The sequence below is a fragment of the Enterobacter cloacae complex sp. 2022EL-00788 genome (genome assembly GCF_026627565.1).
Taxonomy (GTDB): Bacteria; Pseudomonadota; Gammaproteobacteria; order Enterobacterales; family Enterobacteriaceae; genus Enterobacter; species Enterobacter pasteurii.
In genome coordinates, this window is the sequence record NZ_JAPNMC010000006.1 from 259,233 (window position 1) to 285,793 (window position 26,561).

A 26,561-nucleotide genomic window follows, 5' to 3' on the forward strand; every position below is an offset into this window, starting at 1 on the left:
TTAACGTTTCCGCACGTCCGGAATAATTAAATCCCCACGCAGCACGTAAGATCCCAGCATCTGCGTTTTTTGATTCAGCCAGGTCACGATGCGCGCCGCCATGGCGTCCATGGAATACTCGATAGCCGGGATCACCGGAATTCCCGGCAGATGCAGCGACCCGGCCAGGCTAAACACCATGATGTCTTCCGGTACCGATTTATTAAACGCCTGAAGCTGCGGGATCACCCTCTGGGCCTCCTGCTCGTCCGCCACCAGCAGCGCGTTGAAGTTCAGCGTCGACGCGTTGTTGAGCAACTCCTGAAGCGCAACGGACGACGAGGTTGCGTCCATGAACACGAGGTTGCGATTAAAGGGCAGGAAGTTTTTCTCCAGCGCGTGTTTGTAACCGAGCAGCACCTGGTCGGCAAACCCGCTGCCGTGGGGGTGGATCAGCGCAATCTGGCGACGCCCCTGGCTGGTGAGGTAGTTACACGCCGTTTCAGCAGCGAAAGCGTGATCGAACTGGATGCTGTTGGCGTTATCGGCTTCCATACAGTCGACCAGAATGACGTTGTCCATGTCGACGTCCAGCGGGAAACGCGCGCCAATGACCAGGATGTCATCGCAGAGCCCGCAGGAGAGCTCTTCAAGGGCGTTCATCACTTCCGTTTTGGTGTGCGCGAAACGCAGCAGCAGGTGTTTTTGATGCTGGCTGAGGTGTTTTTCCAGCGCATACAGGTAACCGGTGGTCTGGTTAATATTTTCCTGCGCGCAAATCACCCCAATGCACCCCGTCGACTGACTGAGCAGCGACTGCGCAATCACGTTGGGACGATAGTTCAGCTCATCCACCGCTTTCAGCACGGCCTGACGGCTGGCCTCTTTTACGCCACGTGACCCACTCAACACTCGCGATACCGTGGCTTTAGACACCCCGGCCAGACGTGATACATCATTGATTGTCGACATCTTTTTCCCCTGGCAGGCCATCCTCGCGCCTGCAAATTCCATAACCGCTACGGCTCACATTATAGCCAGAACGGAGTATATCCGTTTCCGTTTTCCATGGAAACCGATTTTCCGTTTCCACTCAAATTGACGTTAAAACAGCCAAATTATGTGACCCACATCCGGTTAATTAGCGTCATAAGTAGTGGATATTGATGGTTGTCACACTTCTGTCTTTTATGAATGGAAACCGGTTTCCGTATCATGTCCAATCATCCTCGCAATAACTTTTTACATTTTGAGGATGGTTGTCGATGTTCAAGATTATGCTGTGCTGTTCTGCCGGGATGTCCACCAGCCTGCTGGTCAGCAAAATGATCGATGTTGCTAAAGAGCGGGGCTTGCCCGTGAAGATTGATGCGTACGGCGTGTCCGAATTTGATACGCAGTTTCCGCAATACCAGGTGGTTCTTCTCGGACCGCAGGTGAAATACATGTTAAAGACACTCTCAGACAAGGCGGCGACGCAGGGTATTCCGGTGCAGCCCATCGACATGATGGACTACGGCATGCAGCGTGGCGATAAAGTACTGGACTATGCTCTGTCGCTTATCGAAGCGGCACACTAAAAGGTGTTCACATGAGTTCGTTATATCAATCCATGGTCGCGGTTATTGAGCAGTCAATTACCCCGCTGGCCGCAAAGCTTGGCCAGCAAAAGTATGTGATTGCCATCCGCGACGGCTTTACCGCCGCGCTGCCGTTTATGATCATCGGCTCGTTTATGCTGGTGTTCATCTTCCCGCCGTTCTCGGCGGATACCACCAACAGCTTCGCCCGCGGCTGGCTGGACTTCTCCGAGACCTACCGCGAGCAGCTGATGCTGCCGTTTAACCTCAGCATGGGCGTCATGACCTTCTTCATTTCGGTGGGGATTGGGGCGAGCCTGGGGCGTCAGTTTAACCTCGACCCGGTGATGTCTGGCCTGCTGGCCTTTATGGCCTTTCTGCTGGTTGCGGCGCCGTATGCCGACGGCAAGATCTCAACGCAGTATCTGTCCGGCCAGGGCATCTTCACCGCGCTGATTACCGCTATCTACTCCACCCGCGTCTATGCGTGGCTGAAGCAGAACAACGTGACCATCCGCCTGCCGAAAGAGGTACCGACCGGCGTGGCGCGTTCGTTCGAGATCCTGATTCCGGTAATGGTGGTGATCGGCACGCTGCATCCGCTGAACCTGTTCATTGAAGCGCAAACCGGAATGATTATCCCGCAGGCGATCATGCACCTGCTGGAGCCGCTGGTGTCTGCGTCAGACTCCCTGCCCGCAATCCTGCTCTCCGTACTGCTGTGCCAGATCTTCTGGTTCGCCGGTATTCACGGGTCGCTGATTGTTACCGGCATCATGAACCCGTTCTGGATGGCGAACCTCTCTGCTAACCAGGCGGCGCTGGCCGCTGGCGCAGCGCTCCCGCACGTTTATCTGCAAGGCTTCTGGGATCACTACCTGCTGATTGGCGGCGTAGGCTCCACGCTGCCGCTGGCGTTCCTGCTGCTGCGCAGCCGCGCCACGCACCTGCGTACCATCGGCAAAATGGGCGTCGTGCCCAGCTTCTTTAACATTAACGAACCGATTCTGTTTGGCGCGCCGATCATCATGAACCCGATGCTGTTTATCCCGTTCGTGTTCGTTCCGCTGGTCAACGCCTGCCTGGCGTACGGCGCAACAAAGCTCGGCTGGCTGGCGCAGGTCGTGTCGTTAACGCCGTGGACCACGCCCGCGCCGATTGGCGCCTCGTGGGCGGCAAACTGGGCGCTCAGCCCGGTGATTATGTGCCTGGTGTGTATGGTGATGTCCGCGCTGATGTACCTGCCGTTCCTGCGCGCCTATGAGCGCACGCTGATGAAAAACGAAGAGCAGAAAGCCCAGGCAACCGTCGGTGCAGCTGAAACCGTAAGCCAATAAGTCAAAGAGGAAAGGACATGAAATACGCATTTCCCGATAATTTCTGGTGGGGCAGCGCAAGCTCCGCGCTCCAGACCGAAGGGACACGAGAGGGCGAAACCACGTGGGATTACTGGTTTGCCCGCGAGCCGAACCGTTTTCACAACGGCGTGGGGCCGCAGCACACCTCCACGTTTTATCAGCACTGGAAAACGGATATTCAGCTGTTAAAGCAGCTGAACCACAACAGCTTTCGTACCTCGATTAGCTGGGCGCGCCTGATCCCCGACGGTATCGGTGAAGTGAACCCGGAAGCGGTCGATTTTTACAATCAGGTCATTGATGAGCTGAATGAACAGGGCATCACGCCGTTTATTACCCTGTTCCATTTCGACATGCCGATGGCGATGCAGGAGATCGGCGGCTGGGAAAACCGTGACGTGGTGGACGCTTACGCCCGCTATGCGCAGATTTGCTTCGAGCTGTTTGGCGATCGCGTGCTGCACTGGTTTACCTTCAACGAGCCAATTGTGCCGGTTGAGGGCGGTTATCTGTACGATTTTCACTATCCGAACGTGGTGGATTTTCGTCGGGCAGCGACCGTGGCCTATCACACCGTATTGGCCCATGCGAAGGCCGTTCAGGCCTACCGCGCCGGGCATTACGCGGGGGAGATCGGCATCGTACTGAACCTGACGCCATCCTATCCGCGCTCGCAGAACCCGGCGGACGTGAAGGCGGCGCACATCGCGGACCTGATGTTTAACCGCAGCTTCCTGGACCCGGTCCTGCGCGGGGAATACCCGGCAGACCTGGTGGCGCTGCTGAAATCCTACGATCAATTACCCGCCTGTAAACCGGAAGACGGTTTCCTGATTGCGGAGGGGAAAATCGACCTGCTCGGCGTGAACTACTATCAGCCGCGTCGCGTGAAGTGTCGCGACAGCGCGGTAAACCCGCAGGCGCCGTTTATGCCGGAGTGGTTCTTCGATAATTACGAGATGCCGGGCCGCAAGATGAACCCGTACCGCGGCTGGGAAATATACGAGCCGGGTATTTACGATATTCTGGTTAACCTGCGCGACAATTACGGCAACCCGCGCTGCTTTATTTCCGAAAACGGCATGGGCGTCGAAAATGAGCAGCGCTTTATTGAAAATGGCCAGATTAACGATCGGTACCGCATCGATTTTATTTCCGGGCATTTAGCGTGGCTGCATAAAGGTATTAGCGAAGGCTGCAATTGCCTTGGCTACCATATGTGGACGTTTATTGATAACTGGTCATGGTGTAATGCCTATAAAAACCGCTACGGTTTTATCCAGCTCGATCTGGAGACGCAGCAGCGCACCATCAAGAAAAGCGGGGAGTGGTTTGCCGCCACCGCCTTAAATAATAGCTTTGATAAAGAGTAACCATGATGATCGCACTAGAAGAAGCCGTAATGGAAATTATCGTCAATGCCGGTCAGTCCCGCAGCCTGTGCTTTGAAGCCCTGCACGCGGCGCGCCAGGGCAACCTTGACGAAGCCAAAAGCCTGCTGCGCGAAGCTGACGGCTACGCGCGCCAGGCGCACAAGATGCAGACCAAACTGATCGAGCAGGACGCGGGCGAAGCCCGCCAGCCGATGACGTTAATCATGGTGCACGCGCAGGATCATTTAATGAACTCCCTGCTGGCGCGTGAATTATCCGAAGAGATTATTCATTTATATCAGAGATAGCCTATGACGAAATAACGTTACCGTAAGACCTCTGTACCTGAAAATATAAATCACTCTGTTTCTGATGATAGCGACATATTCTGTCTAATCGGAACGAGAGGATTATTGTCTGAATAAAATGTAAATTAATAGAGACGACAATGAAAAACAGTAAAAAACTTCCATTAACCATGGCGGTTATCGCCGCGCTTTGCCCAATTTCCGTGCTCGCACAAGAATTCACGCAGGAGCAAATCGACGCCATTGTGGCAAAAGCGGTGGATAAAGCGCTGGCCGAAAGGCAGGCGAAAATGGACGCGGCGATCGCGAAAAAAGCGGACGTGGTAACGGAACCGCAAAGCGCGGCGCAGTCCCCGGATATGGCGATCCCGTTCGGGGTTAAATTTACCGGCTACGCCCGCTACGGCGCGCACTTCCAGGCCGCCGATCAGAAATACGTGGCGGTAGACGGCTCCTACAACGGCGCCTCCGCGATTGGTCGTCTGGGTAACGAAGGCAACGGCGGCGAATTCCAGCTCTCCAAGGCCTTCAAGGGCGAAAACGGCGCCATCTGGGACATCAACGTGATGATCGACCACTGGGGTGACGAAGTTAACCTGAAAAAAGCCTACGCCGGGGTGACCAACATTATGGCGTCTAACCCGAATGCCTACTTCTGGGCCGGTCGGGACTTCCACCAGCGTCCGCAGCAGGGCATTAACGATTACTTCTGGATGAACCACGACGGCCAGGGCGCCGGGGTGAAAAACTTCGATATCGGCGGCGTGCAGTTTGACGTCGCTGCCGTGGCGGCGGTGGAATCCTGTAGCCCGGAAGTGATGGAGGACGAGGCGAACCCGTCGCGCATTACCTGTACCGGCGGTTCCGGCACGGGCGATAAAGGCAACTACGCCGCCACCTCTAAAATCCACGGCATGAAGCTCGGCCCCATCGACATGGAGCTTTACGCCAACTACGGCTTCGACTCTAAGGCGATCGAGAGCGACGAGCGCCTGAATGCCTGGCAGGGCGGCGTGGTGCTGAGCCACACCAACGACAGCGGCGTGAACAAAGTGATCGCCCGCTACTCTGATAACGCGGACAACAGCGTCTTCAACAAGACCGAGGATCTGACCACGGTCTACGCCAGCTTCGAAGGGCTGTATAAATTCACCCAGGCCACGCAGGTGGAGTACATTCTCGCCTTCCACGACTATGACAACAGCCGCGATGACGCCGACAATCGTAAGAACTACAACGCGATTGTGCGCCCGATGCACTGGTGGAACGACGTTCACTCCACCTGGCTGGAAGCGGGCTGGCAGCACGTTGACTACGATAACGGCGGCGACAACAAGGGCTGGAAGCTGACCCTGTCCCAGAACATGTCTATCGCCATGGGGCCGGAGTTCCGTCCGATGCTGCGCTTCTACGTGACCGGCGGCAAGGTGGATAACGAACGCACCGCGCGCGTGAACAACACCAAAGACGAAACGCTCGACGACTTCAACGTCGGGGCTATGTGGGAGGCGTGGTTCTAAGCAAGGTAGAAGCAAAACGGTGTTTCCCCCTCTCCCCGTGGGAGAGGGTCGGGGTGAGGGCATCAGGCCGCACACAACCATGCTATGCTGTTGGCCAATTAACGACAACATCGCAGGGGAGAACATGGGGTCCACACGTAAAGGGATGCTAAACGTCCTGATCGCCGCCGTTTTATGGGGCAGTTCCGGGGTTTGCGCGCAGTACATCATGGAGAAAAGCCACATTTCTTCGCCTTATCTGACCATGATTCGCCTGCTGTTTACCGGCGTGATCCTGCTGACGCTTTCCTTCGTTCACGGCGACAAGATTTTTTCGGTCATCAAAAACCGTAAAGACGCCATCAGCCTGCTGTTTTTCTCGCTGGTCGGCGCGCTTACCGTTCAGCTCACCTTCCTGCTGACGATTGAAAAATCCAACGCCGCTACGGCGACCGTGCTCCAGTTTCTGTCTCCGACAATTATCGTGGCGTGGTTTGCGCTGGCGCGGAAAAAGCGGCCGGGTCTGTTTGTGCTTTCCGCGATCCTAACCTCACTGGTGGGGACATTTTTGCTGGTGACCCATGGCGACCCCACTTCACTCTCCATCTCGCCTGCGGCTTTGTTCTTCGGCATTGCCTCGGCCTTTGCCGCGGCGTTTTATACCACCTATCCGTCAACGCTTATTGCCCGCTACGGCACGCTGCCGATTGTCGGCTGGAGTATGCTGATTGCGGGAGTGATGCTGACGCCATTCTACGCCGGACGCGGCACCACCTTCGTGATTGACGGCAGCCTGCTGCTGGCGTTTTTCTACTTGGTGGTGATTGGCACCGCGCTGACGTTCAGCCTGTACCTGAAAGGCGCGCAGATGATCGGCGGGCCGAAGGCGAGCATTCTGAGCTGCGCCGAGCCGCTGAGCAGCGCGCTGCTGTCGGTGATTTTGCTTGGCGTGGCGTTTACCCTGCCGGACTGGCTGGGGACGCTGCTGATCGTGTCGTCGGTGGTGTTGATTTCGATGGATTCGAGAAGACGGGTTCAGACATCGGCATAAGCGAATGTCCCCTCACCCTAACCCTCTCCCCATAGGGGAGAGGGGACGGCTCGGTGCAGTCTTTTCACCCTCGCCCCTTTGGGGAGAGGGCCGGGGTGAGGGGGGAATTTACGACTTCGCCTTCACCTTCCCCGCCACCAGCAGCGCGGTCAGCAGCATCAGCGTGCCGGAGATGACCAGCGGTGACGTCAGCCCCAGGTGGTCAAGCGCAACGCCGCCCACTGCCGCACCGCAGGTGTTCGCCAGCTGGATCACCGCCACCTGAATCGACCCGGCTTTTTCCGCCTGATCGGCAAGCGAGCGGGTGATCCACGTCGACCAGCCCACCGGCACCAGCGCAAACGCAAAGCCCCAGATAATCGCGATGGCAGACGCCACCCACTTATCGCTGCCCCACAGCACCAGCACCGCCGCGCTGATCGCCAGCACCAGCGGCGCACCGGCCAGCGCCACCTTCAGCGAGCGCTTCAGGAACTGGGACGACAGCGAGGTGCCGACAAAGCTGGCGATACCGAAGCTCAACAGCACCAGCGTCAGGCCGTCCACGTCAAAGCCCGCCATGGTCATATACACCGGGCGAATATAGGTAAAGAAGGCAAACTGCCCGGCAAAGGCCATGAAGATGGCGGTCATCCCCGCCAGCACGCCCGGGCGTTTAAGCAGGCTGAACATGTTCTGTTTGTGGTGCGCCGCCTCACCCGGCAGGGACGGCAGCGCCTTCCACACCCAGATAATGCACAGCACGCCCATCACCGCCGCCGCGTTAAAGACGTTACGCCAGCCAATAATCCCGCCGAGGAAGCTGCCCAGCGGCGCGGCAATCACCAGCGCGATGGAGACCGCACCGAAGATAACGGACAGCGCTTTCGGCACGGTGCGCGCGGGCACCAGGCGCATGGTCAGCGAGGCCGACATCGCCCAGAAGCCGCCAAGCCCAAGACCCAGACAGGCACGGCCGAGCAGCAGCAGGGTGAAGCTTTCAGCGAAGGAGACCAGCAGGCAGGAGAGCGTCAGCAGCACGCTGAACAGAATGACAACCTTACGGCGGTCGATGGTGCCGATAGCCTGGGTGATAAACAGGCTGGCGAACATCGCTACAAACGCGGTGACGGTGACAGACTGCCCCGCCACGCCTTCGGAAATGCCCAGATCCTGCGCCATCGGCGTCAGCAGGCTGACCGGCAGAAACTCAACGGTAATCAGGCAGGCTACGCAAAACGCCACGGAGAAAACCGCCGACCAGTTGGGGCGTGAAACCTCTTTGGCCTGCGGCGGGGTCGTGGGCTGGATATGTTCTGTCATGGCGTCACCTGAGATAAAAACGTGCGGAAAAGTCGCGCAGTTTATCATCAAAAGTGTGACGAATTTAACGTTTCGACAACTTTTCTTGCATCGCTGCATTCGCCAGCCCAACGATCCACTCCTGGTGCCCGTTGATCATCGGATTCGGCACGGTGCGAGCAAGTTCCTGTGCAGGGACGCCTTTCTGCGACTCCTGAGTCAGAATACGGACGCGGTTTCCCGGCAAGTCTTCAAACAGCCAGGCGTGGATCACATCCAGACGCGAGCTGGCATCGCCCTCCACCCAGCCGTGCCAGGCGATCCGTGCGGCTTCGCCGTCAACGGGCGGAACATACTCCGTGACCTGCGCCTCAACCGGAAAGCCAAAGGTCGTGAAGCGGAAGCGGGCGCTGGCGCTCAGTTCCGGACCGCTGCCGTCGTGAAAACGAATATCTTCGGCGTTGCTGTAGTAGTTCGGCCACAGGGTAGTGTCGTTAAGCTGCGCCCAAATCTCTTTTGCGCTCAGCCCGGCGACGATGATTTCGTTGGATGCAAAGTTATCGGTTGTGCCTGGCAGGTAGTCGTTTGGCCAGATAATGGCGGATTGTTTCATGGTTCACCTCATCAGCGAGTGGATGAAGTGATGGTGCGCCTGCGGCAGATATAAATCCAATGACGATGCTTTATACTCTTCATCACGTTTCGTGATATCAGTGCAGATAAAACACGCCCTCTTCCGGGAGGAAAAGCTGGTTATAGCGCAGCTGGAAGGCGTTAAGCTCCTGCGGATCGGGCTCTATCTCACGCATGAAGCCGAGCGCGAGGCGGATTTGCGCATCGGTGATCGGTGCGGCCAGGCGGGCTTTACGCAGCATGCGGTGCCAGGTATGCAGATTCTCCTCGCTCCCGTCGACGATGCAGACCTGCCAGATAAGCAGGACCTGGGCGGCGTTTTGCAGGTGCGCTTCGTCTGGGCGCTCAAGGTAGCGGATAAACTCATTGCCCGGCGTTTTACCGAACTGGTCGATCATCGACTCGACCGGCATCGGGGTGATACCCAGCCGTTCGCTTAAACGTTTGATGGCGCGGCGGGAATCCGAGGTCAGGACACGAAACCCAACCACAAACACCACGGCAAGCGTTGCCAGCATTATCCAGACCATGCGTTCTCCTTAGACTAGCCGCCCATCATAGCGGGAAACGCAACGCGTCGACAGCGGGCAGCGCCATAATAGTGAACGGAAAAGAGGTAGCAAAACATCATGAAAGCGGATCTGCGCACGCTGGATCTAAACCTGCTGAAAACGCTCGACGCTCTGCTGGATGAACGCAGCGTCACCCGCGCGGCGGCGCGTCTTGCTCTGACCCAGCCCGCCGTGAGCGGCATGCTCAACCGCCTGCGGGACTACTTCGACGATCCGCTCTTTATCCGCGCCCCGCACGGCATGGTGCCAACCACGCGCGCGGAAGCGCTGGCCGCTCCGGTGAAGCGCATTCTCGCGGATATCGACGTGCTGCTTCAGCCCGTTGCCTTTGACCCTAATACCGCTCGCCTCACCTTCACTCTTGCCGCTACGGATTATGCACTTCGGGCGGTTGTCGTGCCGTTTATCGCCGCCCTTAAAACACAGGCGCCTGGCATACGCGTGCGCGTGGTGCCCGTTACCCCCGGTAGCCTTGTCAGCCAGCTTGAGCAGGGCGCTATTGACGTAGCGCTTATCACCCCCCACACCACGCCCGATGAGCTTCACAGCCGTGCGCTTTATGATGAACGGTACGTATGCATGATGCGCGCCGACCATCCAAACGCCGGAGAGCCAATGACGTTAGAGCGATTTTGCGCCCTTGAGCATGTGCTGGTCTCTTACGAGGGAGACGGCTTTCGCGGGGTAACCGATAGCGCGCTGGAGAAAATTGGCCGGACGCGGCACGTGGGACTCTCGGTGAGCCACTTTTTGGTTCTGCCGGACGTGCTGGCCCTCAGCGATATGATTGCCGTCGTGCCGTCACGCATCGCGGAAAATCAGACGGGGATGTTCATCTGCGAGACGCCAGTTCCCGTGCCAGGCTTTACCAAGAGCATGGCCTGGCACGGCAGAACGCACCGCAATCCCGCGCAGGCGTGGCTGCGCGGGCTGTTACTGCAAACCAGTCAGCGGGCCTGAAGCCCCTTAAGCAGCGCCTCGTGGAAGCGCTCAGGATCCTGCATCTGCGGCGCGTGGCCCATGTCGTTAAATTCCACCAGCGTCGCGTGCGGGATGCGCTTCGCCGTCTCCTTCCCCAGCACCGCATAGTTGCCGAGCGTTTTGCGGATCTCAGGCGGGGCGAGATCTTTCCCGATGGCGGTGTTGTCCCTCGTGCCGATCATCAATAATACCGGCATGCTGAGTTCGCTAAATTCGTAGATCACCGGCTGGGTGTAGATCATGTCGTAGAGCAGCGCCGAGTTCCAGGCCACACGTTCTTTTCCCGGCCCGTTGTTCAGCCCGGCGAGCATGGTCACCCAGCGTTCGTACTCCGGCTTCCACTCTCCGGCATAGTAGGTATTTTTCTCGTACTGACGAATGCCGTCGGCGCTGACCTTCAGCTCGCGCTGGTACCACTGGTCGACCGTAATATGCGGCACGCCGCGCGCTTTCCAGTCCTCCAGGCCTATCGGGTTGACCATCACCAGCTGCTCCACCTGCTGCGGCCACATCAGCGCGTAGCGGGTCGCCAGCATGCCGCCGGTCGAGTGGCCGATAACCGTCACGCGATCGACGCCGAGGGTTTTCAGCAAGGCGTGGGTGTTATCCGCCAGCTGCTGAAAGGTGTACTGATACCGCTCCGGCTTGGTGGATTTACAGAAGCCGATCTGGTCGGGGGCGATCACCCGATATCCGCTCGCCGACAGCGCGCGGATAGTACCGTCCCAGGTGCCGGCGCAGAAGTTTTTGCCGTGCATCAGCACCACGGTGCGGCCGTTGGGCTTTTCCGGCTTCACGTCCAGATAAGCCATATCCAGAGACTGGTTTTGCGAGGTAAACGTAAAGTGTTTTACCGGCCAGCCGTAGTCGAAACCTTCCAGCTTCTCGCCGTAGGTAGGGGCATCCGCAGCCAATGCGGGGGCTGACAGCGCCACCAGCAGCGCCAGGCAGGATAATCGTCGGGTCAACATGCAAGCTCTCCAATAGCAAAAAGGGCTAAGGCTGCGCGAAAGGCGGCAGCAAAAACACTGTAGAGCAAGGAGAGGAATGGGTGTGTAAAGCGGGGTAAAGACTGGAGATTCAAAACAAAAAAGCCCGGCATCACACGCCGGGCAAAGAAGTTACCTGCACACTCAGGCCGCTTTTAATTTCTGCGCACGATTTTCACGGCGAATTTTACGTTCTTCCAGCACCGCCACCATCGCCATCAGGACGATACAGCCAATCGCTGCCGCATCCAGCGCCGCGAAGGTGCCCGCCCAGCCGGTGAGGCCGAAAATCGGCGTGCCGTCGGCGATCATCCCCAGGCCCAGCTTGGCGAAGCTGTCGCCGATCAGATAGGCGAAGGTGCCTTTGATCCCGTCGGCGGCGCCGATCGCTTTTTTCGGCACGAAGCCGACCGCCGCCACGCCAATCAGCAGCTGCGGGCCAAACACCAGGAAGCCGAGCGCGAACAGGGACGCCAGGTAGACGTACTGGTTGCTGGCGTGCTGGTACACGCCGAGCGTGGCGATTATCAGCGCCAGCGCAACGCAGGCCACCAGCGCGCGACGGCCGTTGGCGAGATCCGAGAGCCAGCCCCACAGCAGGGTGCCGACCAGCGCGCCCACTTCGAACAGGGTGAAGCCCTGAATCGCCACCTCTTTCGAGAGCTTCAGCTCCTGGAAGGCATACACGGTTGACCACTGGTCGATACCGATGCGCACCACGTACAGGAAGATATTTGAGAAGCACAGCAGCCAGATCACTTTGTTTTTCAGCACGTATTCAACAAAGATCTGCCATTTGGACATCTCGTTCTCTTCAGTCTCTTTGTCCTCTTCGCTGATCTCCTCCCCGAACAGCTCTTCGGCTTTGCCGAGGCCGTAAGATTCCGGGGAGTCGCTGCCGTAGCGCAGGCCGATAAAGCCAACGATCAGGGCGATAATCGACGGGAAGATAAACATGCCGATCACGTGGCCGTCGAACAGGACGTTCGCGCCGAACAGCGCCACGCCTGCCGCACCGGCACCGCCGAGGTTGTGGGAGATATTCCACATGCCGAGGTACGAACCGCGCTTGCGCCGCGGGGTCCATTTGGTGATGGTGGAGTAGCTGCACGACCCGCCGGTACTCTGGAAGAAACCGCTCAGGGCGTAGAAGGCGATCATCAGGAACAGGCTAACGGAGCCTGCGCCCATGCTGGCGCTGAAGCCAAGCATGCAGATGGCGGAGAGGATCAGCATAAACGGCAGGAACTGCTTGGTGTTTTTGCCGTCCGCGTAGTAGGACACAACCGTTTTCCCCACCCCGTAGGTGATGGAGAAGCCCAGGCCAATCATCCCCAGCTGCGTCATGCTCAGCCCGTAGGTTGAGATCATGTCGTTCTGGGCGATGTTAAAGTTTTTGCGGATCAGGTACATGGTCAGGTAGCCGATAAAGACCACCAGATAAGACTGCATGAACGGTTTGAACCACATCTTGCGCCGCACGTCGAGCGGCAGATCCAGGGTCGGCTTGCGCACCTGATTGAGGAAGGCCAGCATGGTTGGTTTACTCCTGAGCTGATTTTTACCGCATTGTAAAAATCAGCCGGGAGAGATGCCTGAGACAGCGTCCAGGTAAAACCGGGAAAATGTCTTAGTTTTGCGCCTCCCGGCACCAAAAGGTGAAGCGCATCACATCAAGCTGGCTTCACGCGGCGCCTGCGCATGCAAAAACGGCAGCAGCAGCAGGGCCGAAATCCCCGCCGCGATGGCAATCACCGCGAAGAATCCGCTCCAGTGCCAGATGTCGATTATTCGCGCCAGCGGCCAGCCGGAGAGCGACGCCCCCAGGTAGGCGAACAGGCCGACAAAGCCCGTCGCCGCCCCTGCCGCCTCTTTGTGCGAACACTCCGCCGCCGCCATGCCGATCAGCATCTGCGGGCCGAACACGAAGAAGCCGGTGGTGAAGAAGCACGCCGCCTGCATCACGTAGCTGGCGAACGGCATCAGCCACAGCGAGCCGACGGAGAGTAGGATCCCGGCGGCAAAAATGAGGTTCATCGGGCCGCGGTTGCCGTTGAACAGTTTGTCCGAGCCCCAGCCCGCCACCAGCGCGCCGATAAACCCGCCCAGCTCGAACATGGTCACCGCCGAGTTGGCGGTCACCAGATCCACACCCAGCGTCTCGGACATGTACAGATTGCCCCAGTCGTTGATGGCCGCGCGCACCACGTAGACCAGCACGTAGCAGAGCGACAGCAGCCAGATGTACGGGTTTTTCAGCACGTATTTGGTAAGGATCTCCTTGCGGGACAGCCCCGCCCCCTCCTGCTGCTGGGCAATCTCCATCTCGTCGTGCCGCCAGTCGCCTACCGGCGGCAGCCCCACGGTTTGCGGCCTGTCGCGCAGCCGCCAGCAGAGGAACAGCCCGGCGAGGATCGCGAGACAGCCGGCAATCATCATCCCCGCGCGCCAGCCGTAGTGCAGCGCCGCGGCACCGACCACCATCGGGATCAGCGCCCCGCCGACGTTATGCGCGGTGTTCCAGATGGCCCACCAGCCGCCGCGCTCGTTGCGCGAGTACCAGGCGGTGAGCAGGCGGGCACACACCGGCGCGCCCCATCCCTGGAAAAAGGCGTTCAGCGCCCACAGCAGGGCAAAGGCCCACAGCGAGGTGGAGAAGCCAAACAGGATGTTCACCACGCCGGTGGCGATCAGCCCGAATCCCATAAAATAGCGCGCGTTGGAGCGGTCGCTGACGATGCCGGAAAGGAATTTCGACAGCCCGTAGGTGATATAAAACAGCGTCGCCAGCAGGCCGATATCAGTGCGCGCCATCACGCCGCTGGCGAGGATCTCCGGCGCGGCGGCGTTGAAGCTTTTGCGAGTGAAGTAGAACAGCGCGTAGCCAAGCCAGATAGTGACGAGGATATGGCGTCGCCAGTAGCGGTAGCGGGCGTCGATTTCCGCCTTATCGCGTATCGGGGCTGCGTCGACAGGGGTGTTAAACATGATGACTCCGAAGCGGCAAGCTGACGCTGACGCGCGTCCCGTGGGTGCAGGAGATGTTCAGCGTGCCGCCCAGCGCCTTGACGCGCTCGCGCATGCCCGCCAGGCCAAATCCCTGCTGGCCGGAGCCCGGCGGCAGGCCGCAGCCGTCATCTTCAATTACCAGCATCAGGCGCTCGTCCTGCTGCCAGCCCTGTATCGTCACCGCGCTGGCGCTGGCGTGTTTGACGATATTGTTCAGCCCTTCCTGACAGACGCGGAACAGCGTCACGCGCTGGCCTTCGCTCAGCGCAGGTTCATCAATGCGCCAGTCGAGGTGGCTGACGATCCCGCGGCTTTCCAGCTCCATCTCGCGCATCAGGGAGCGCACCGCCTGCGCCAGCGAAAGGTCGTCGAGCTGGCGCGGGCGCAGCCGCCCTAACAGCCGGCGCACCGAGTCATATACGCCTAACGAAAGCTGTTCGATATGCGCCCCGCCCTGCTTCACGCCCGCGTTTTCCGCCGCCAGACGCTGGACGATGCCCGCCTGCGTGCGGATGGCGGTAATGGTCTGACCGATATCATCGTGCAGCTCGCGCGCCACCTCCTGCCGCACGCTCTCTTCGGTCTCCAGCAGGCGTTCAGCCAGACGGCGGTTGCGCGCCAGCTCGGTTTGCAGGGAGAGGTTCAGCTCGCGCAGACGCTGAATGCCCGCCCCGAGCAGCAGCCCGGTCAGGCTTTGCGCCAGCAGCGAGAGCAGTAAATCCACCGGATGATCGTGCCAGGTCTGGCTGGCGATCAGCGCGATGGCGTTCATCAGGGTCGCAATCAGCGCTCCCTGCCAGCCGTAGTGCCAGGCAAGGGCAACGATCGGCAGCGCCAGGCAAAACGGCGTGAAGCGCGATAGTTCAGCGGGCAGGCCAAGCTGTAGCCAGAGGCTAACCACAAACAGCAGCAGATACCAGATGAGATGCCGGGCGCGCCAGTTGACGGGCTGTGACACCAGCGCCGGGCCGAGCGGCTGCCAGACGGTGCTGGTGAGGTAGTGCCAGAAAACCAGACAGGTCGGCGCCAGCGTCAGGCCGCCGGTCAGGGTCAGCAGCAGGGCGTTGAGCATCTCCTTGTCGCCCACCCACGGCAGGGACTGCAGCAGCGCGGCGGCAATTAGCGCCGCACCCTGACGCAGCAGCGTGCGCCAGTCGCGCTGGTGGCGGTAGCGGGAGATAAGCGCAACCGGGAGAAGCGTAAGCACGCTCCCGATCGTCAATAACGGCAGATGCGCCAGCGCCACCTCCCGCGCCAGCCAGATCAGCATCAGCCACTCCGCGCCAAGCAGCACCGGCCAGTAGCCGCGCGGGCATTGCAGCATTAATCCAAGACGCAGGCCGAAGGGGAACAGCAGCACCGCCAGCTCCGGGCGCTCCACCAGATGCAGGCTGATGCTCCACAGGCAAAACCACGCGGCGGAGAAGATAAAAAAGCTGGCAACGACGGCGATCAGCCGTGAAAAAGCGGAACTCATTGCCAGCTGTCAAACATGCGGCGCGCCAGCTCAACGTCGTTGCTGACGTCCAGTTTTTCCATCAGGTTGGCGCGGTGAACGTGAACGGTTTTTGGCGACAGGCCAAGCTCTACGGCAATCTCTTTCACCGTCATCCCCTGGGCAAGCTTTTCCGCCACCTGACGCTCGCGTTTTGTCAGCGGATCCTGCCGTCCGGCCGCCAGCTTGATGGCGATATCCGGCGTAAGGTAGCAGCCGCCGGTAGAGACGGTGCGCACGGCGGCAATCAGCTCGTCCGGGCTGCAGCGTTTGGAAAGGAACCCGCGCGCCCCCGCGTTGAGCGCCTGCTCCACCAGCGCCGGGCTGTCGTGAACCGAGAGCATGATGGTCGCCATCCCTTTTGGCAGCTGGCTTAACAGCTCCAGCCCGGAGAGATCCGGCATGGAGATATCGCAGATGCACACCTGTACCCCGCGCCCCGGCAGGCCCGCCAGCGCCTCGCGCCCGGAGCCGAACTCGGCCACCACCTGAAAATCCGGTTCGAGGTTTAAAAGCTGGGCAAATCCGGAGCGGACGATTAGGTGATCGTCGATAAGGGCGATGGTGGTCATGGCGCGTTCCTGGCGGGCGGATAAAAAAACGCGCTTACCTTAACGATAAGCGCGCGGGTGTTCAAGCAATGAGCGATTTATTCGAAGAACACCGCAATTTTGTTAAACATGGTGGGATCGGACTGGTTGCGCACCACTCTGGTGACGTCTTCCAGCTTGTCGATCTGCGCCATCATCTGCTCCAGACGCTGGTCATCGTTGACCAGCAGCCAGATGCGGCTGTGCTCGCTGCCCTGAATCGGCAGACAGAGAATACCTTCCACGTTAAACGCGCGGCGGGCAAACAGCCCGCAGACGTGCGTCATGACGCCAGGGTGGTTGCGGACGGTGAGTTCCAGAATGACGTTTTCATGTTGTTTCTGCATGGCTTATTCCCCCACCATCTCAGTATTTGCCGCACCCGGCGGCACCATTGGATACACTTTTTGCTGCGCGTCGATACGCACGTGGATCAGCGCCGGGCCAGGGCGGGAGATCGCCGCCTGCAATGCCGCGTGGGGGTCCTCTTCCGCGTTCAGATCGCAGGTGTGCAGGCCAAAACCGGCGGCAATCTGCATAAAGTTGATCGTCCCCGGATAGGTCGCGGCAAACACGCCCTGCTTGTAGAACAGGCTCTGCTGCTGGTGCACCAGCCCCAGCGCCTCGTTGTTCATCAGGATGATTTTGACGTCCAGCTGGTTTTCCGCCGCGGTGGCCATCTCCTGAATGTTCATCATCAGGCTGCCGTCGCCGGAGAAGCAGATCACCTTGCGGTCAGGGTTGGCGAGCGCCGCACCCACGGCGGCAGGCAGACCAAAGCCCATGGTGCCGAGGCCGCCGGAGGTCAGCCACTGGCGCGGACGGTTCAGCGGATAGGCCTGCGCGGTCCACATCTGGTGTTGCCCCACGTCGGTGGTAATAATCGCGCTGTCGTCCACGCAGGCGGCCACGGCGTTAATCAGCCCGTAGTGGCTCAGCGGGTCGCCCTCGGCTGGGATGGCGCCCGGGAACTCGCGCTGCAGATCGGCCACCAGCTGACGCCAGTCGGCGCGGTCAGTTGCGTCCGTTTGCGGGATCAGCTGCGCCAGCACGTCCGCTACGTCACCCTGAATCGCCACGTGCGGCTGTTTGATTTTACCCAGCTCGGCGCGGTCGATATCCACGTGAATGATTTTGGCGTTCGGGCAGAACTGCTCGGTTTTGCCGATCGCCCGGTCATCAAAACGCGCGCCCATCACGATCAGCAAATCAGCCTCCTGCAGAATGAAGTTGGTGCTGCGCGCGCCGTGCATGCCCAGCATCCCCAGAGAGAGCGGGTGCGCTTTGGGCAGCATGCCCAGCGCCATCAGGGTCATGGTGGTGGGCAGGTTAGCTTTTTCAGCGAACTGACGGATTTCATCCGCGGCGTTGATTGCCCCGCCGCCCAGATAGAGCACCGGACGTTTAGCGGCGTTGATCATGGCCGCGGCGTCGCGCACGCTCTCAGCGCTGAATTCGGGCGCGGGCGCGCGGTCGCCCGGCTCCGGCAGCACGTCGATCTCAATTTCTGCGGTCTGGACATCCTTAGGAATGTCTATCCACACCGGGCCCGGGCGGCCAGACTGCGCAATGCGGAACGCATCGCTGATAACCTGAGGAAGCTCGCTGATATCGCGAACTAAATAGTTATGTTTGGTGATGGGGATAGAGATGCCGTAGGTATCCACTTCCTGGAACGCGTCGGTACCGATCATCGAGGACGGCACCTGACCGGTAATGCAGATCAGCGGAATGGAGTCGAGCCGCGCGTCGGCGATGGCGGTCACCAGGTTGGTTGCGCCCGGCCCGCTACAGGCCATGCAGACCGCCGGTTTGCCCTGCGTACGCGCCATGCCCTGAGCGATAAAGCCTGCCCCCTGCTCGTGGCGCGCCAGCACGTGGCGGATCTGCGTGCTCTGGCTTAACGCATCGTACAGCGGCAGCACCGTGCCGCCAGGGATGCCCGCAACCGTGGTAATGCCCTGTCGTTCCAGTAAATGAACAATCAGCTGCGCGCCTGTAAAACGCGTCTTTGAGGATGTTGTGCCCGAACTTGCCATGCTCCAGTCCTTTTATGGGCCGACTTTCCGGGGAGGGGTCCTAAACGAAAAACCCCGCCCGGTTTGCGCCGGCGGGGTTTTGGATTCGTGTGTTGATCCAGTCCCTACGGCGCATTGCCGACGACCACCACCACACGCACGACGACCACTGCGGCTGGTTGCGCAGTTTTTAGTAGGGTCGCGGTGTTCATGGATGCAGTCATGGGGGACCTGTGTTTGGAATCATTGATTGAATTTATACAAACACAGGTTTTCGTACGTGACAATGGAAATATTTTCATCTGCGCAAAAATGCGTCAGGGATCACGTTTCGTTTGTTGGGTGATGAAACGGCAAGCAGCCGTTTTTTTATTCAATAAACAACGCAGGCGAAACGCCAAAACGGGCCGCCAGTTTTTTAATATGGTTCAGCGTGAGTTGGCGCTGCCCGTTGAGAACCCTCGAAACCATTGATTTACTGCCTATTTCATCCTGAAAGTCTGAGAGCGTAAGTTTGTGCTGATCCATAAGGGTTCGTAAAACTGCAATCCCCACAGGAACAGAATCTATCTCCTGGCGTAACGCGACAATTTCGGGTCGATTCGCTTCGTAACGACTAATTCTTGCACATACGATATCCAGCAGAGGACTGCCGGGCTCATTCATAAGCAGATATTCAACCAGCTCAAGTGCGTCCTGGTAATCCTTCTCGTTCGGATGTTCACCCAGTAAAGGAACAGCCGCGACAAGATCATGCGTAGCCTTCATTGCATCAGCGACGATCATCATTTCTTCCCCTTAGTGCGATGTTTCTCCGTAAAACGGTCATATTCCTTATGAGTAAAAACATGGCGCACATAAAACTTCTGGCTTTCAAAAAATATGAGAGCCACTACTCTGAGATTGTTGTTTGCAATATCAATAACATAATGCTTATCGAGATACTTGAAGTTATCCAGTGTTGGAAAAAGCTTTTTCAGCACGGCAGGCGTTGGACAATGGCTCTTCTCAATAACTCGTCCTAAAAAGAGGAGCTCTTCCCTGTGTTGCGGAAACTGACTTACCGCATCCAAAATTGCCTTCATCGAGATTAAGTGCATACTGCATGCCTGCCGCGTCCGTTGCCATTATGGCAACGATAACATCCATTGCCAATAAGTCAACAGACATCTTTTTTGAGCAGACCAGAAAACAAAAAACCCCGCCTAAGCGAGGTTTTTTTCAGGGTTTTGCGGTTGGTCGCCGCAGAACACACTGTGTTACGTCAACGCGAAAAGTATACGCGATCGAACACGAACGCGCAATTCCGGCACGGATTTTGACGTTTTTGAGTATGGATTGCCTTCCACATTTTGTCCACAAAATACTGTTCATGCATACAGTATTTATCTATACTGAGTATGTTCGCAGTGAGCGAGGGGGCCGCAGTTCTACCGGCGCAACGAAGTCCTGGCTGAAACGGGTGGTGCCGTCAGTGCCTTAACCCCTGAAGTGAGCACACTGTGTTACGTCAATCCAGGTGCTGGCCACAGGCGGCGGAAAGGTACGCCAGCATCGTGCTCCTTTTAACCAAAAGGAGACGCGTATGAGCGTCGTGGATATGGTGATACTTATCCTCAAACTCATTGTTGCTGTACTGCAACTGCTTGATGCTGTCCTGAAATTCATTCGGTGATTCAGGTTCAAGTCGCACCTGAGAGGGGCGGGCAACCGCCCCTCTTTAATAACGAGGGAATGCTATGTCGCGTCTGTTAATTGAGCCTGTCACCCCGGACGAGCCGGGGTATATTGCCCTGAAGGCCGAGAGTATCGCCTTAAATTTCAGCATGCTGCGCAGGCTGGAAGAGAACTGGCAGCGTGGTGAAAATCGTTTTAACGCGCCGGGCGAAAAGCTGCTGGGCGCGTTTCTCAACGGCAGGCTGGTGGGCGTGTGCGGCCTTAACCGCGATCCGTTCAGCCAGCAGCCGCGCGCCGGACGCATTCGGCATCTCTACGTCAGCGAGAAGTGCCGCGGGATGGGGATTGGTAAACAGCTTTTAGCCGTGGTGATGGCCGACGCCAGCATCTGGTTTGATTTTCTGAATACCCATGCGCCGGACGCTGCGTTCGGGTTCTATCACCGGGCGGGTTTTACGCTGGTCTCGGACGAACCCCGGGTAACGCACCGCCTGTTTTGCGCGGTGTAGACGGGTAGCAGCATCGACGGGTGAATGTTACAGTTGGATGACATTTCGCCATCCGGTACGCCATGACCATCACCGTTTTCTGCATTCTGCTGTTCGCCGCACTGCTGCATGCCAGCTGGAACGCCATTGTTAAAGCCGGAACGGACAAACTCTATTCCGCCATTAGCGTCAGCGGCTCCGCCGCGCTTATTGCCCTGATTTTACTGCCCTTCTCTGCGCAGCCTTCCGCCGCCAGCTGGCCATATTTGTTCGTCTCCTGCGCCTTACAGGTGGTGTATACGGTTCTGGTGGCAAAAACCTATCAGGTCTCCGACATGAGCCAGACCTACCCGCTGATGCGCGGAACCGCCCCGCTGCTGGTGGCGCTGGCCAGCGTGCTGATGCTCGGGGATAGCCTCTCCTGGCTCGCCTGGACCGGTATTGGCACGATCTGCCTTTCTATTCTGGCGATGTCGATGCATGGGCGCGTGCACTCACGCAAGGGGATCTGGCTTGCCCTGCTGAACGCCTGTTTTATCGCCGGGTATACGCTGGTGGACGGTACCGGGGTGCGGTTAGCGGATTCCGCGCTGGGCTACACGCTCTGGACCTTCTTCATGAACGGCGCCTGCCTGCTGGGCTGGGCGATGGTGGCGCGCCGCCGTGAAGCGTCTGGCTACCTGCGCCTGCACTGGAAAAAAGGATTGCCCGGCGGCATTGCCACCATGGGCTCTTACGGCCTGGCGCTCTGGGCGATGACGCAGGCGCCCCTGGCCGTGGTCGCGGCGCTGCGTGAAACCTCGATCCTCTTTGGCACAGCCATTGCATTCGTGCTTTTAAAAGAGAAGGTTAGCGGCCTGCGCGTCGCGGCGGCGCTGGGAATTGCCGCTGGCGCGATCCTGTTGCGCCTCGCGTAATCCACTGGCAACATTAGTTGCCGATATTGTTTACAAATCCTGCCTTTTCCGCTTTTCCCATTCACCACGACAATGCTTAAATTGTCATCTCTCTGTGGTAGATTCCTCGCGCATTTATGGGAATGCGTAGTCACTTATTCTTCATTTCTCTCTTTTGGCAAAAGTATTCAGCGACATGAAAAAGCAACGGAACGTGAACCTATTGTTGATGCTGGTGTTACTCGTGGCCGTCGGTCAGATGGCGCAAACGATCTACATTCCGGCTATTGCCGACATGGCAAAAGACCTGAACGTTCGCGAAGGCGCGGTTCAGAGCGTGATGGCAGCCTACCTGCTGACCTACGGCGTTTCGCAACTCATCTACGGCCCGCTCTCCGATCGCGTCGGGCGTCGCCCGGTGATCCTGGTGGGTATGAGCATTTTCATGGTGGCGACGGTGATTGCCATTTCTACCCATAGCCTGACCGTACTGATTGCCGCCAGCGCCCTTCAGGGCGTGGGCACGGGCGTCGGCGGAGTCATGGCGCGTACCCTGCCGCGCGATATGTACCAGGGCACCCAGCTTCGTCACGCCAACAGCCTGTTAAACATGGGCATTCTGGTCAGCCCGCTCCTCGCGCCGCTGATTGGGGGGCTGCTGGATACCGTATGGTCCTGGCGCGCCTGCTACGCCTTCCTGCTGGTGCTGTGCGTGATTGTCACCTTCAGCATGGCGCGCTGGATGCCTGAAACGCGGCCTCAGGACGCACCGCGCACGAAGCTCATCGCCAGCTACAAAACGCTGTTCGGCAACGGGGCGTTCACCTGCTACCTGCTGATGCTGATCGGCGGACTGGCGGGTATCGCGGTATTCGAGGCCTGCTCCGGCGTGCTGCTGGGGGCGGGTCTGGGCCTGAGCAGCATGGTGGTAAGCATTCTGTTTATTCTGCCGATCCCGGCGGCGTTCTTCGGGGCATGGTTCGCCGGTCGCCCGAACAAGCGCTTCTCCACGCTGATGTGGCAATCGGTCATTAGCTGCCTGCTGGCCGGGCTGATGATGTGGATCCCGGGGCTGTTTGACGTCATGTCGGTCTGGACGCTACTCGTCCCGGCGGCGCTGTTCTTCTTCGGCGCGGGCATGCTGTTCCCGCTCGCCACCAGCGGCGCGATGGAGCCGTTCCCGTTCCTGGCGGGCACCGCGGGCGCGCTGGTGGGCGGTTTGCAGAACATCGGTTCCGGCGCGCTGGCCTGGCTGTCGGCGATGATGCCGCAGACCGGGCAGGCTAGTTTAGGTTTGCTGATGACCCTGATGGGGCTGCTGATTTTGCTATGCTGGCTGCCGCTGGCGTCGCGTGTTTCACATCACGAGCAGCCGGTTTAACCGCACGATGGCCCGGCTTCTCGCCGGGCTTTTCACAGACGGGCGCAATCATCGCCTGTAATAACGGCTCTGGCGCAGGCCGCCAGGCACCCTCTTCCCCGTCGTAAAACTGGAAATCGGCGTTCAGCGCATACGGAATTTTCGCCTGCTGCAGCTCGCAGGCCATAAACGTTGCGAACGCCATTTGCGAGGCGGTTGGCGTCAGGCTTTGTGATTCTCCCACGCCCCAGCCGCCAACCCAGCTGACGTGCCCGGTTTTTTGCTGCCAGCGCAGCGCGGTAGTGATGCGGTTACGGATCGCCGCTTTCTCCGCCGCCGTGCCGGAGGTCCACGGGTATCTGCCGTTAATTTTCAGCGGCCCCCACGGAAAGATATGCCACTCCGCCAGCAGGTAGTTCTGACTATGGGCAGGCAGCTTCAGGCTGGATAAATCCTCCGGCGCGGCCCGCAGGCGCGGTGCGATGAAGATCATGCGCTGCGGGTCGATGTCGCGGATTGCCATAATGCTTTTTTCATAGACGCGGTTTAACGACGCGAGGTTGTGGTTCAGCCTGTCGGTTGGCTCGTAAATGAGGTCAAAACCGAGCAGCGGGTAGCTGTGGCTAAAATAGTGCGCCACGGCAATCCACCAGCCGATCGTCTCTTTCTCGGTATCGGCTTTCGGGTCATTTTTATATCCATCGGCCTGATAAGCAACGATCGGGATCACGCCGTACTGCCTGCAGGCCTCCACCAGCTTGCGCAGGTGAATCAGCCGCGCTTCCGTCGGCTCGCCCGCCACACGAATACGCACGTGCGTTATGCCCTTCGCCCGAAAATCGCGGACCACCAGCGGGTCGAACTCGCGGATGCCGCGCTCGGTGCGCGCCCAGTCCACGTCCATCCCCACGCCCAGCAACTGCGCGTATCGGGCAGCCGTGAGGGGCGGCTCAGCGGCACAGGCCCAGCCGGAAGCGATCGCTAACAGGGTGACAATGAAAGCCTTTAGCACGGTTTATCCAGGACACATCAATAGCATTACCTGTATTTAGCACGCTTTTTCACATTTGGTGTAGCGCCAAAGCGTAATAATTCTTCAGCCTGCCTGCTCCCTCAGCCAGCCGATAAAGGCATCGATTTTCGGCCACTGGCGGCCGGTAAGCGTGGAGATGTAATAGTGCTGATGGCATTTGAGAGCCTTGCTGCCAAACGGGGCGATGAGCTCGCCCCGCTCAAGCCGCTTTTGCACCAGCCGCTTTCTGCCCATCGCCACGCCCAGGTGATTAACGGCCGCGATAATCGCTAAGTCTGAGCGATCGAAACCCATCCCCGACGATGGCGGCATATTCACCGCAAAATGCTGCGCCCAGCTTAGCCACTCATCCGTGCCGGTATCATTGCTCCAGGCCTGACGGTCATGCAGCAGCGTGCAGTGGCCGAGCTGCGCGGGGTTTTCCAGCAGCGCATGCTCGCGGGCGTAGGTCGGCGAGCAGACGGGCAAAATCTCTTCGTCCATCAAAAAGTGATGGGAGACGTGGTTTGGCGGCGTATCGTCGAAGTAGAGCGCCAGATCGATCCCCGTTCGCTGCATGTTAACGTAATCATTGCCGGTCAGGACGGTGAGCGAAATCGACGGGTAGCGGCGGGTAAAGTCGCCCAGCATGGGTACCAGCCAGCACTGGGCGATGGACGGCCGTGAATAGACCGTCAGCGTGCCGGAGAGCGCCTGGTTTTTAATATCCAGGATCTCCTGATTCAGGGTGTCGAGGGACGATTTAAGGGTCCAGTAAACGCGCTTTCCCTCCTGCGTCAGCTCCACCTTACGGTGCGAGCGGATAAACAGCTGAATGCCCAGCTCCTCTTCCAGCAGGCTGATGCGGTGGCTCACCGCGCTGGGTGTCAGGGACAGCTCAGCGGCTGCCAGCGCAAAAGATTCATACCGGGCCGCCGCTTCAAAGGTGTGCATTTTTGACAGCTGCCAGCCGTTTAGCCGTCGCTTATCTTCCTCCATCGCCCTCATCTCTTCGTGGTTGGTTCAATCTGGTTCACCTGAAACGCAATTTATATCATTTGTCAGTATGCCTCTTTTTTTTGCTTAATACCGGATGAAACCCCTTGCGAAGAGATGGACGATGAAAAGCGCAACGATCAACGCGTTAACCGCACAGTTTCCTCTGGTTGAGGACCTGATTGCCCTGAAAGAGACCACCTGGCTTAACCCGAGCACCACCACGCTTGCCGAAGGGTTGCCCTACGTCGGGCTGACCAAAGCCGACGTGGACGACGCGCACGCTCGCCTTAACCGCTTTGCGCCGTATCTGGCGAAAGCCTTCCCGGAGACGGCCGCCACGAAGGGGATTATTGAATCTGAGCTGGTTGCCATTCCGGCAATGCAGGCGCGGCTGGAGAAAGAATCTGGCAAATCCGTTCCCGGCACGCTGCTGCTGAAAAAAGACAGCCACCTGCCGATCTCCGGCTCGATTAAAGCGCGCGGCGGCATTTATGAGGTGCTGGCCCACGCGGAGAAGCTGGCGCTGGAAGCCGGGTTGCTGAGCGTGGAAGACGATTACAGCATCCTGCTGGAGCCGCGCTTTAAGGACTTCTTCAGCCAGTACAGCGTTGCGGTAGGCTCAACCGGCAACCTGGGGATGTCCATCGGGATCATGAGCGCGCGCATTGGCTTTAGGGTGACGGTGCATATGTCTGCCGACGCCCGCGAGTGGAAGAAGGCCAGGCTGCGCGGCCACGGCGTGACCGTCGTGGAGTACGAGCAGGATTACGGCGTGGCGGTGGAGCAGGGTCGTAAAGCAGCGGAAAGCGATCCGAACTGCTTCTTTATTGACGATGAGAATTCACGCACCCTGTTCCTGGGCTATGCGGTGGCGGGCGAGCGCCTGAAGGCGCAGTTTGCCGCACAGGGGCGCGTGGTGGATGCGGAGCATCCGCTGAACGTCTATCTGCCGTGCGGCGTTGGCGGCGGCCCGGGCGGCGTGGCGTTTGGCCTTAAGCTGGCTTTTGGCGATAATGTGCACTGCTTCTTTGCCGAGCCGACCCACTCGCCGTGCATGCTGCTGGGGGTTTATACCGGCCTGCATGACGAGATCGCCGTGCAGGATCTGGGTATCGACAACGTCACGGCGGCTGACGGGCTGGCGGTAGGTCGGGCGTCCGGCTTTGTCGGCCGCGCGATGGAGCGCCTGCTTGACGGGTTCTATACCCTGTCCGATCAAAGCATGTACGACATGCTCGGCTGGCTGGCACAGGAGGAGGGGATCCGTCTGGAGCCGTCGGCGCTGGCGGGGATGGCCGGGCCGCTGCGCGTGCAGTCTGATGCCGGCGTTACCCACCTGGTATGGGCAACCGGCGGCGGCATGGTGCCGGAAGATGAGATGGCGAAATATTTAGCAAAAGGCCGATAATTGCA

The 26,561-nt window shown here is 58.9% G+C and carries 28 protein-coding genes; 12 read left to right on the forward strand and 16 right to left on the reverse strand.

The genetic code is table 11. The features are described 5' to 3' along the window. Positions 1-951: a LacI family DNA-binding transcriptional regulator gene (locus OWK27_RS11970; protein ID WP_148420391.1), complete on the reverse strand. Its 951-nt coding sequence runs from the start codon at positions 949-951 to the stop codon at positions 1-3. A gap of 293 nt (positions 952-1,244) precedes the next feature. On the opposite strand from OWK27_RS11970, the gene OWK27_RS11975 reads away from it, so the two are divergent. The 6 genes from OWK27_RS11975 to OWK27_RS12000 all read left to right on the forward strand — a co-directional run bounded on the left by OWK27_RS11975 (position 1,245) and on the right by OWK27_RS12000 (position 7,148). After that, entirely contained in the window at positions 1,245-1,559 is a 315-nt protein-coding gene (locus tag OWK27_RS11975) for a PTS sugar transporter subunit IIB (RefSeq protein WP_148386083.1), read from the forward strand. Positions 1,560-1,570: 11 nt separating this feature from the next. Then, complete coding sequence (locus tag OWK27_RS11980) at positions 1,571-2,896, forward strand: PTS sugar transporter subunit IIC (RefSeq protein ID WP_176609107.1); 1,326 nt, start codon at positions 1,571-1,573, stop codon at positions 2,894-2,896. Positions 2,897-2,913: 17 nt separating this feature from the next. After that, a complete protein-coding gene (locus OWK27_RS11985; RefSeq protein WP_193355427.1) occupies positions 2,914-4,290 on the forward strand; it encodes a glycoside hydrolase family 1 protein in 1,377 nt (458 codons plus the stop codon). 5 nt (positions 4,291-4,295) lie between these two features. Further along, entirely contained in the window at positions 4,296-4,598 is a 303-nt protein-coding gene (locus OWK27_RS11990) for a PTS lactose/cellobiose transporter subunit IIA (RefSeq protein ID WP_014168006.1), read from the forward strand. Positions 4,599-4,738: 140 nt separating this feature from the next. Further along, positions 4,739-6,118, forward strand: a complete 1,380-nt coding sequence (locus tag OWK27_RS11995; protein WP_148420388.1) for a carbohydrate porin — start codon at positions 4,739-4,741, stop codon at positions 6,116-6,118. 124 nt (positions 6,119-6,242) lie between these two features. Next, entirely contained in the window at positions 6,243-7,148 is a 906-nt protein-coding gene (locus OWK27_RS12000) for an EamA family transporter (RefSeq protein WP_267590460.1), read from the forward strand. Between the two features lie 108 nt (positions 7,149-7,256). Here OWK27_RS12000 and nepI read toward each other — a convergent pair whose 3' ends face one another. The 3 genes from nepI to OWK27_RS12015 form a co-directional block, all read right to left on the reverse strand. After that, a complete protein-coding gene (gene nepI, locus OWK27_RS12005; protein ID WP_148420386.1) occupies positions 7,257-8,450 on the reverse strand; it encodes a purine ribonucleoside efflux pump NepI in 1,194 nt (397 codons plus the stop codon). 64 nt (positions 8,451-8,514) lie between these two features. Further along, positions 8,515-9,042: an SRPBCC domain-containing protein gene (locus tag OWK27_RS12010; protein ID WP_148420385.1), complete on the reverse strand. Its 528-nt coding sequence runs from the start codon at positions 9,040-9,042 to the stop codon at positions 8,515-8,517. A gap of 97 nt (positions 9,043-9,139) precedes the next feature. Further along, the gene (locus OWK27_RS12015; RefSeq protein WP_063452074.1) at positions 9,140-9,592 is read right to left on the reverse strand and encodes a DUF1198 domain-containing protein; all 453 of its coding nucleotides are present in this window, start codon (positions 9,590-9,592) and stop codon (positions 9,140-9,142) included. Between the two features lie 99 nt (positions 9,593-9,691). On the opposite strand from OWK27_RS12015, the gene OWK27_RS12020 reads away from it, so the two are divergent. Next, positions 9,692-10,594, forward strand: a complete 903-nt coding sequence (locus OWK27_RS12020) for a LysR family transcriptional regulator (RefSeq protein ID WP_242174284.1) — start codon at positions 9,692-9,694, stop codon at positions 10,592-10,594. Here OWK27_RS12020 and OWK27_RS12025 read toward each other — a convergent pair. The 10 genes from OWK27_RS12025 to OWK27_RS12070 all read right to left on the reverse strand — a co-directional run bounded on the left by OWK27_RS12025 (position 10,582) and on the right by OWK27_RS12070 (position 19,816). Beyond that, positions 10,582-11,586, reverse strand: coding sequence for an alpha/beta fold hydrolase (locus OWK27_RS12025; RefSeq protein WP_267590461.1), 1,005 nt, complete (start codon positions 11,584-11,586; stop codon positions 10,582-10,584). The genes OWK27_RS12020 and OWK27_RS12025 overlap by 13 nt on opposite strands. Positions 11,587-11,748: 162 nt before the next feature. Then, positions 11,749-13,140: a hexose-6-phosphate:phosphate antiporter gene (uhpT, locus tag OWK27_RS12030; RefSeq protein WP_148420382.1), complete on the reverse strand. Its 1,392-nt coding sequence runs from the start codon at positions 13,138-13,140 to the stop codon at positions 11,749-11,751. A 132-nt stretch (positions 13,141-13,272) separates the two neighbouring features. Next, positions 13,273-14,592, reverse strand: coding sequence for an MFS transporter (locus OWK27_RS12035; protein ID WP_267590462.1), 1,320 nt, complete (start codon positions 14,590-14,592; stop codon positions 13,273-13,275). Continuing rightward, positions 14,585-16,090: a signal transduction histidine-protein kinase/phosphatase UhpB gene (gene uhpB / locus OWK27_RS12040; protein WP_148420380.1), complete on the reverse strand. Its 1,506-nt coding sequence runs from the start codon at positions 16,088-16,090 to the stop codon at positions 14,585-14,587. The genes OWK27_RS12035 and uhpB overlap by 8 nt, the downstream gene beginning before the upstream one ends. Next, positions 16,087-16,680, reverse strand: a complete 594-nt coding sequence (gene uhpA, locus OWK27_RS12045) for a transcriptional regulator UhpA (protein ID WP_267590463.1) — start codon at positions 16,678-16,680, stop codon at positions 16,087-16,089. The genes uhpB and uhpA overlap by 4 nt, the downstream gene beginning before the upstream one ends. A gap of 77 nt (positions 16,681-16,757) precedes the next feature. Further along, positions 16,758-17,045 (reverse strand): acetolactate synthase small subunit, encoded by a 288-nt coding sequence (ilvN, locus tag OWK27_RS12050; RefSeq protein ID WP_148420378.1) that lies wholly within the window; start codon positions 17,043-17,045, stop codon positions 16,758-16,760. Between the two features lie 3 nt (positions 17,046-17,048). Continuing rightward, on the reverse strand, positions 17,049-18,737 hold the full coding sequence (gene ilvB / locus OWK27_RS12055; protein WP_267590464.1) for an acetolactate synthase large subunit: 1,689 nt from the start codon (positions 18,735-18,737) through the stop codon (positions 17,049-17,051). A 104-nt stretch (positions 18,738-18,841) separates the two neighbouring features. After that, a complete protein-coding gene (ivbL, locus tag OWK27_RS12060; RefSeq protein ID WP_071830013.1) occupies positions 18,842-18,940 on the reverse strand; it encodes an ilvB operon leader peptide IvbL in 99 nt (32 codons plus the stop codon). 145 nt (positions 18,941-19,085) lie between these two features. Beyond that, a complete protein-coding gene (locus OWK27_RS12065) occupies positions 19,086-19,505 on the reverse strand; it encodes a helix-turn-helix domain-containing protein (protein WP_176609117.1) in 420 nt (139 codons plus the stop codon). Next, positions 19,502-19,816, reverse strand: a complete 315-nt coding sequence (locus OWK27_RS12070) for a type II toxin-antitoxin system HigB family toxin (RefSeq protein ID WP_176609118.1) — start codon at positions 19,814-19,816, stop codon at positions 19,502-19,504. Before OWK27_RS12070 ends, OWK27_RS12065 begins: the two co-directional genes overlap by 4 nt. A gap of 485 nt (positions 19,817-20,301) precedes the next feature. Between OWK27_RS12070 and tisB the strand changes: the two genes are divergently transcribed. From tisB to emrD, 4 genes are all read left to right on the forward strand, one after another. Continuing rightward, entirely contained in the window at positions 20,302-20,391 is a 90-nt protein-coding gene (tisB, locus tag OWK27_RS12075) for a type I toxin-antitoxin system toxin TisB (RefSeq protein WP_047347446.1), read from the forward strand. A 64-nt stretch (positions 20,392-20,455) separates the two neighbouring features. After that, a complete protein-coding gene (locus OWK27_RS12080) occupies positions 20,456-20,902 on the forward strand; it encodes a GNAT family N-acetyltransferase (RefSeq protein ID WP_148420376.1) in 447 nt (148 codons plus the stop codon). Positions 20,903-20,964: 62 nt separating this feature from the next. After that, positions 20,965-21,798, forward strand: a complete 834-nt coding sequence (locus OWK27_RS12085; RefSeq protein ID WP_193355440.1) for a DMT family transporter — start codon at positions 20,965-20,967, stop codon at positions 21,796-21,798. 175 nt (positions 21,799-21,973) lie between these two features. Next, a complete protein-coding gene (gene emrD / locus OWK27_RS12090; RefSeq protein WP_267590465.1) occupies positions 21,974-23,158 on the forward strand; it encodes a multidrug efflux MFS transporter EmrD in 1,185 nt (394 codons plus the stop codon). Here emrD and OWK27_RS12095 read toward each other — a convergent pair. Continuing rightward, the gene (locus tag OWK27_RS12095; RefSeq protein WP_267590466.1) at positions 23,061-24,149 is read right to left on the reverse strand and encodes a glycoside hydrolase family 5 protein; all 1,089 of its coding nucleotides are present in this window, start codon (positions 24,147-24,149) and stop codon (positions 23,061-23,063) included. The two genes, emrD and OWK27_RS12095, sit on opposite strands and share 98 nt — an antisense overlap. Positions 24,150-24,233: 84 nt before the next feature. After that, positions 24,234-25,148 (reverse strand): DNA-binding transcriptional regulator DsdC, encoded by a 915-nt coding sequence (gene dsdC, locus OWK27_RS12100; RefSeq protein WP_242174271.1) that lies wholly within the window; start codon positions 25,146-25,148, stop codon positions 24,234-24,236. A 121-nt stretch (positions 25,149-25,269) separates the two neighbouring features. Between dsdC and dsdA the strand changes: the two genes are divergently transcribed. Next, complete coding sequence (dsdA, locus tag OWK27_RS12105; RefSeq protein ID WP_267590467.1) at positions 25,270-26,556, forward strand: D-serine ammonia-lyase; 1,287 nt, start codon at positions 25,270-25,272, stop codon at positions 26,554-26,556. Positions 26,557-26,561 lie beyond the last annotated feature (5 nt).

What these genes read in the sequence shown, in the direction of transcription:
- OWK27_RS11970 (WP_148420391.1), bottom strand. Translation starts at nt 951, where the DNA reads ATGTCGACAATCAATGATGTATCACGTCTGGCCGGGGTGTCTAAAGCC.
- OWK27_RS11975 (WP_148386083.1), top strand. Translation starts at nt 1,245, where the DNA reads ATGTTCAAGATTATGCTGTGCTGTTCTGCCGGGATGTCCACCAGCCTG.
- OWK27_RS11980 (WP_176609107.1), top strand. Translation starts at nt 1,571, where the DNA reads ATGAGTTCGTTATATCAATCCATGGTCGCGGTTATTGAGCAGTCAATT.
- OWK27_RS11985 (WP_193355427.1), top strand. Translation starts at nt 2,914, where the DNA reads ATGAAATACGCATTTCCCGATAATTTCTGGTGGGGCAGCGCAAGCTCC.
- OWK27_RS11990 (WP_014168006.1), top strand. Translation starts at nt 4,296, where the DNA reads ATGATCGCACTAGAAGAAGCCGTAATGGAAATTATCGTCAATGCCGGT.
- OWK27_RS11995 (WP_148420388.1), top strand. Translation starts at nt 4,739, where the DNA reads ATGAAAAACAGTAAAAAACTTCCATTAACCATGGCGGTTATCGCCGCG.
- OWK27_RS12000 (WP_267590460.1), top strand. Translation starts at nt 6,243, where the DNA reads ATGGGGTCCACACGTAAAGGGATGCTAAACGTCCTGATCGCCGCCGTT.
- nepI (WP_148420386.1), bottom strand. Translation starts at nt 8,450, where the DNA reads ATGACAGAACATATCCAGCCCACGACCCCGCCGCAGGCCAAAGAGGTT.
- OWK27_RS12010 (WP_148420385.1), bottom strand. Translation starts at nt 9,042, where the DNA reads ATGAAACAATCCGCCATTATCTGGCCAAACGACTACCTGCCAGGCACA.
- OWK27_RS12015 (WP_063452074.1), bottom strand. Translation starts at nt 9,592, where the DNA reads ATGGTCTGGATAATGCTGGCAACGCTTGCCGTGGTGTTTGTGGTTGGG.
- OWK27_RS12020 (WP_242174284.1), top strand. Translation starts at nt 9,692, where the DNA reads ATGAAAGCGGATCTGCGCACGCTGGATCTAAACCTGCTGAAAACGCTC.
- OWK27_RS12025 (WP_267590461.1), bottom strand. Translation starts at nt 11,586, where the DNA reads ATGTTGACCCGACGATTATCCTGCCTGGCGCTGCTGGTGGCGCTGTCA.
- uhpT (WP_148420382.1), bottom strand. Translation starts at nt 13,140, where the DNA reads ATGCTGGCCTTCCTCAATCAGGTGCGCAAGCCGACCCTGGATCTGCCG.
- OWK27_RS12035 (WP_267590462.1), bottom strand. Translation starts at nt 14,592, where the DNA reads ATGTTTAACACCCCTGTCGACGCAGCCCCGATACGCGATAAGGCGGAA.
- uhpB (WP_148420380.1), bottom strand. Translation starts at nt 16,090, where the DNA reads ATGAGTTCCGCTTTTTCACGGCTGATCGCCGTCGTTGCCAGCTTTTTT.
- uhpA (WP_267590463.1), bottom strand. Translation starts at nt 16,680, where the DNA reads ATGACCACCATCGCCCTTATCGACGATCACCTAATCGTCCGCTCCGGA.
- ilvN (WP_148420378.1), bottom strand. Translation starts at nt 17,045, where the DNA reads ATGCAGAAACAACATGAAAACGTCATTCTGGAACTCACCGTCCGCAAC.
- ilvB (WP_267590464.1), bottom strand. Translation starts at nt 18,737, where the DNA reads ATGGCAAGTTCGGGCACAACATCCTCAAAGACGCGTTTTACAGGCGCG.
- ivbL (WP_071830013.1), bottom strand. Translation starts at nt 18,940, where the DNA reads ATGACTGCATCCATGAACACCGCGACCCTACTAAAAACTGCGCAACCA.
- OWK27_RS12065 (WP_176609117.1), bottom strand. Translation starts at nt 19,505, where the DNA reads ATGATGATCGTCGCTGATGCAATGAAGGCTACGCATGATCTTGTCGCG.
- OWK27_RS12070 (WP_176609118.1), bottom strand. Translation starts at nt 19,816, where the DNA reads ATGCACTTAATCTCGATGAAGGCAATTTTGGATGCGGTAAGTCAGTTT.
- tisB (WP_047347446.1), top strand. Translation starts at nt 20,302, where the DNA reads ATGAGCGTCGTGGATATGGTGATACTTATCCTCAAACTCATTGTTGCT.
- OWK27_RS12080 (WP_148420376.1), top strand. Translation starts at nt 20,456, where the DNA reads ATGTCGCGTCTGTTAATTGAGCCTGTCACCCCGGACGAGCCGGGGTAT.
- OWK27_RS12085 (WP_193355440.1), top strand. Translation starts at nt 20,965, where the DNA reads ATGACCATCACCGTTTTCTGCATTCTGCTGTTCGCCGCACTGCTGCAT.
- emrD (WP_267590465.1), top strand. Translation starts at nt 21,974, where the DNA reads ATGAAAAAGCAACGGAACGTGAACCTATTGTTGATGCTGGTGTTACTC.
- dsdC (WP_242174271.1), bottom strand. Translation starts at nt 25,148, where the DNA reads ATGGAGGAAGATAAGCGACGGCTAAACGGCTGGCAGCTGTCAAAAATG.
- dsdA (WP_267590467.1), top strand. Translation starts at nt 25,270, where the DNA reads ATGAAAAGCGCAACGATCAACGCGTTAACCGCACAGTTTCCTCTGGTT.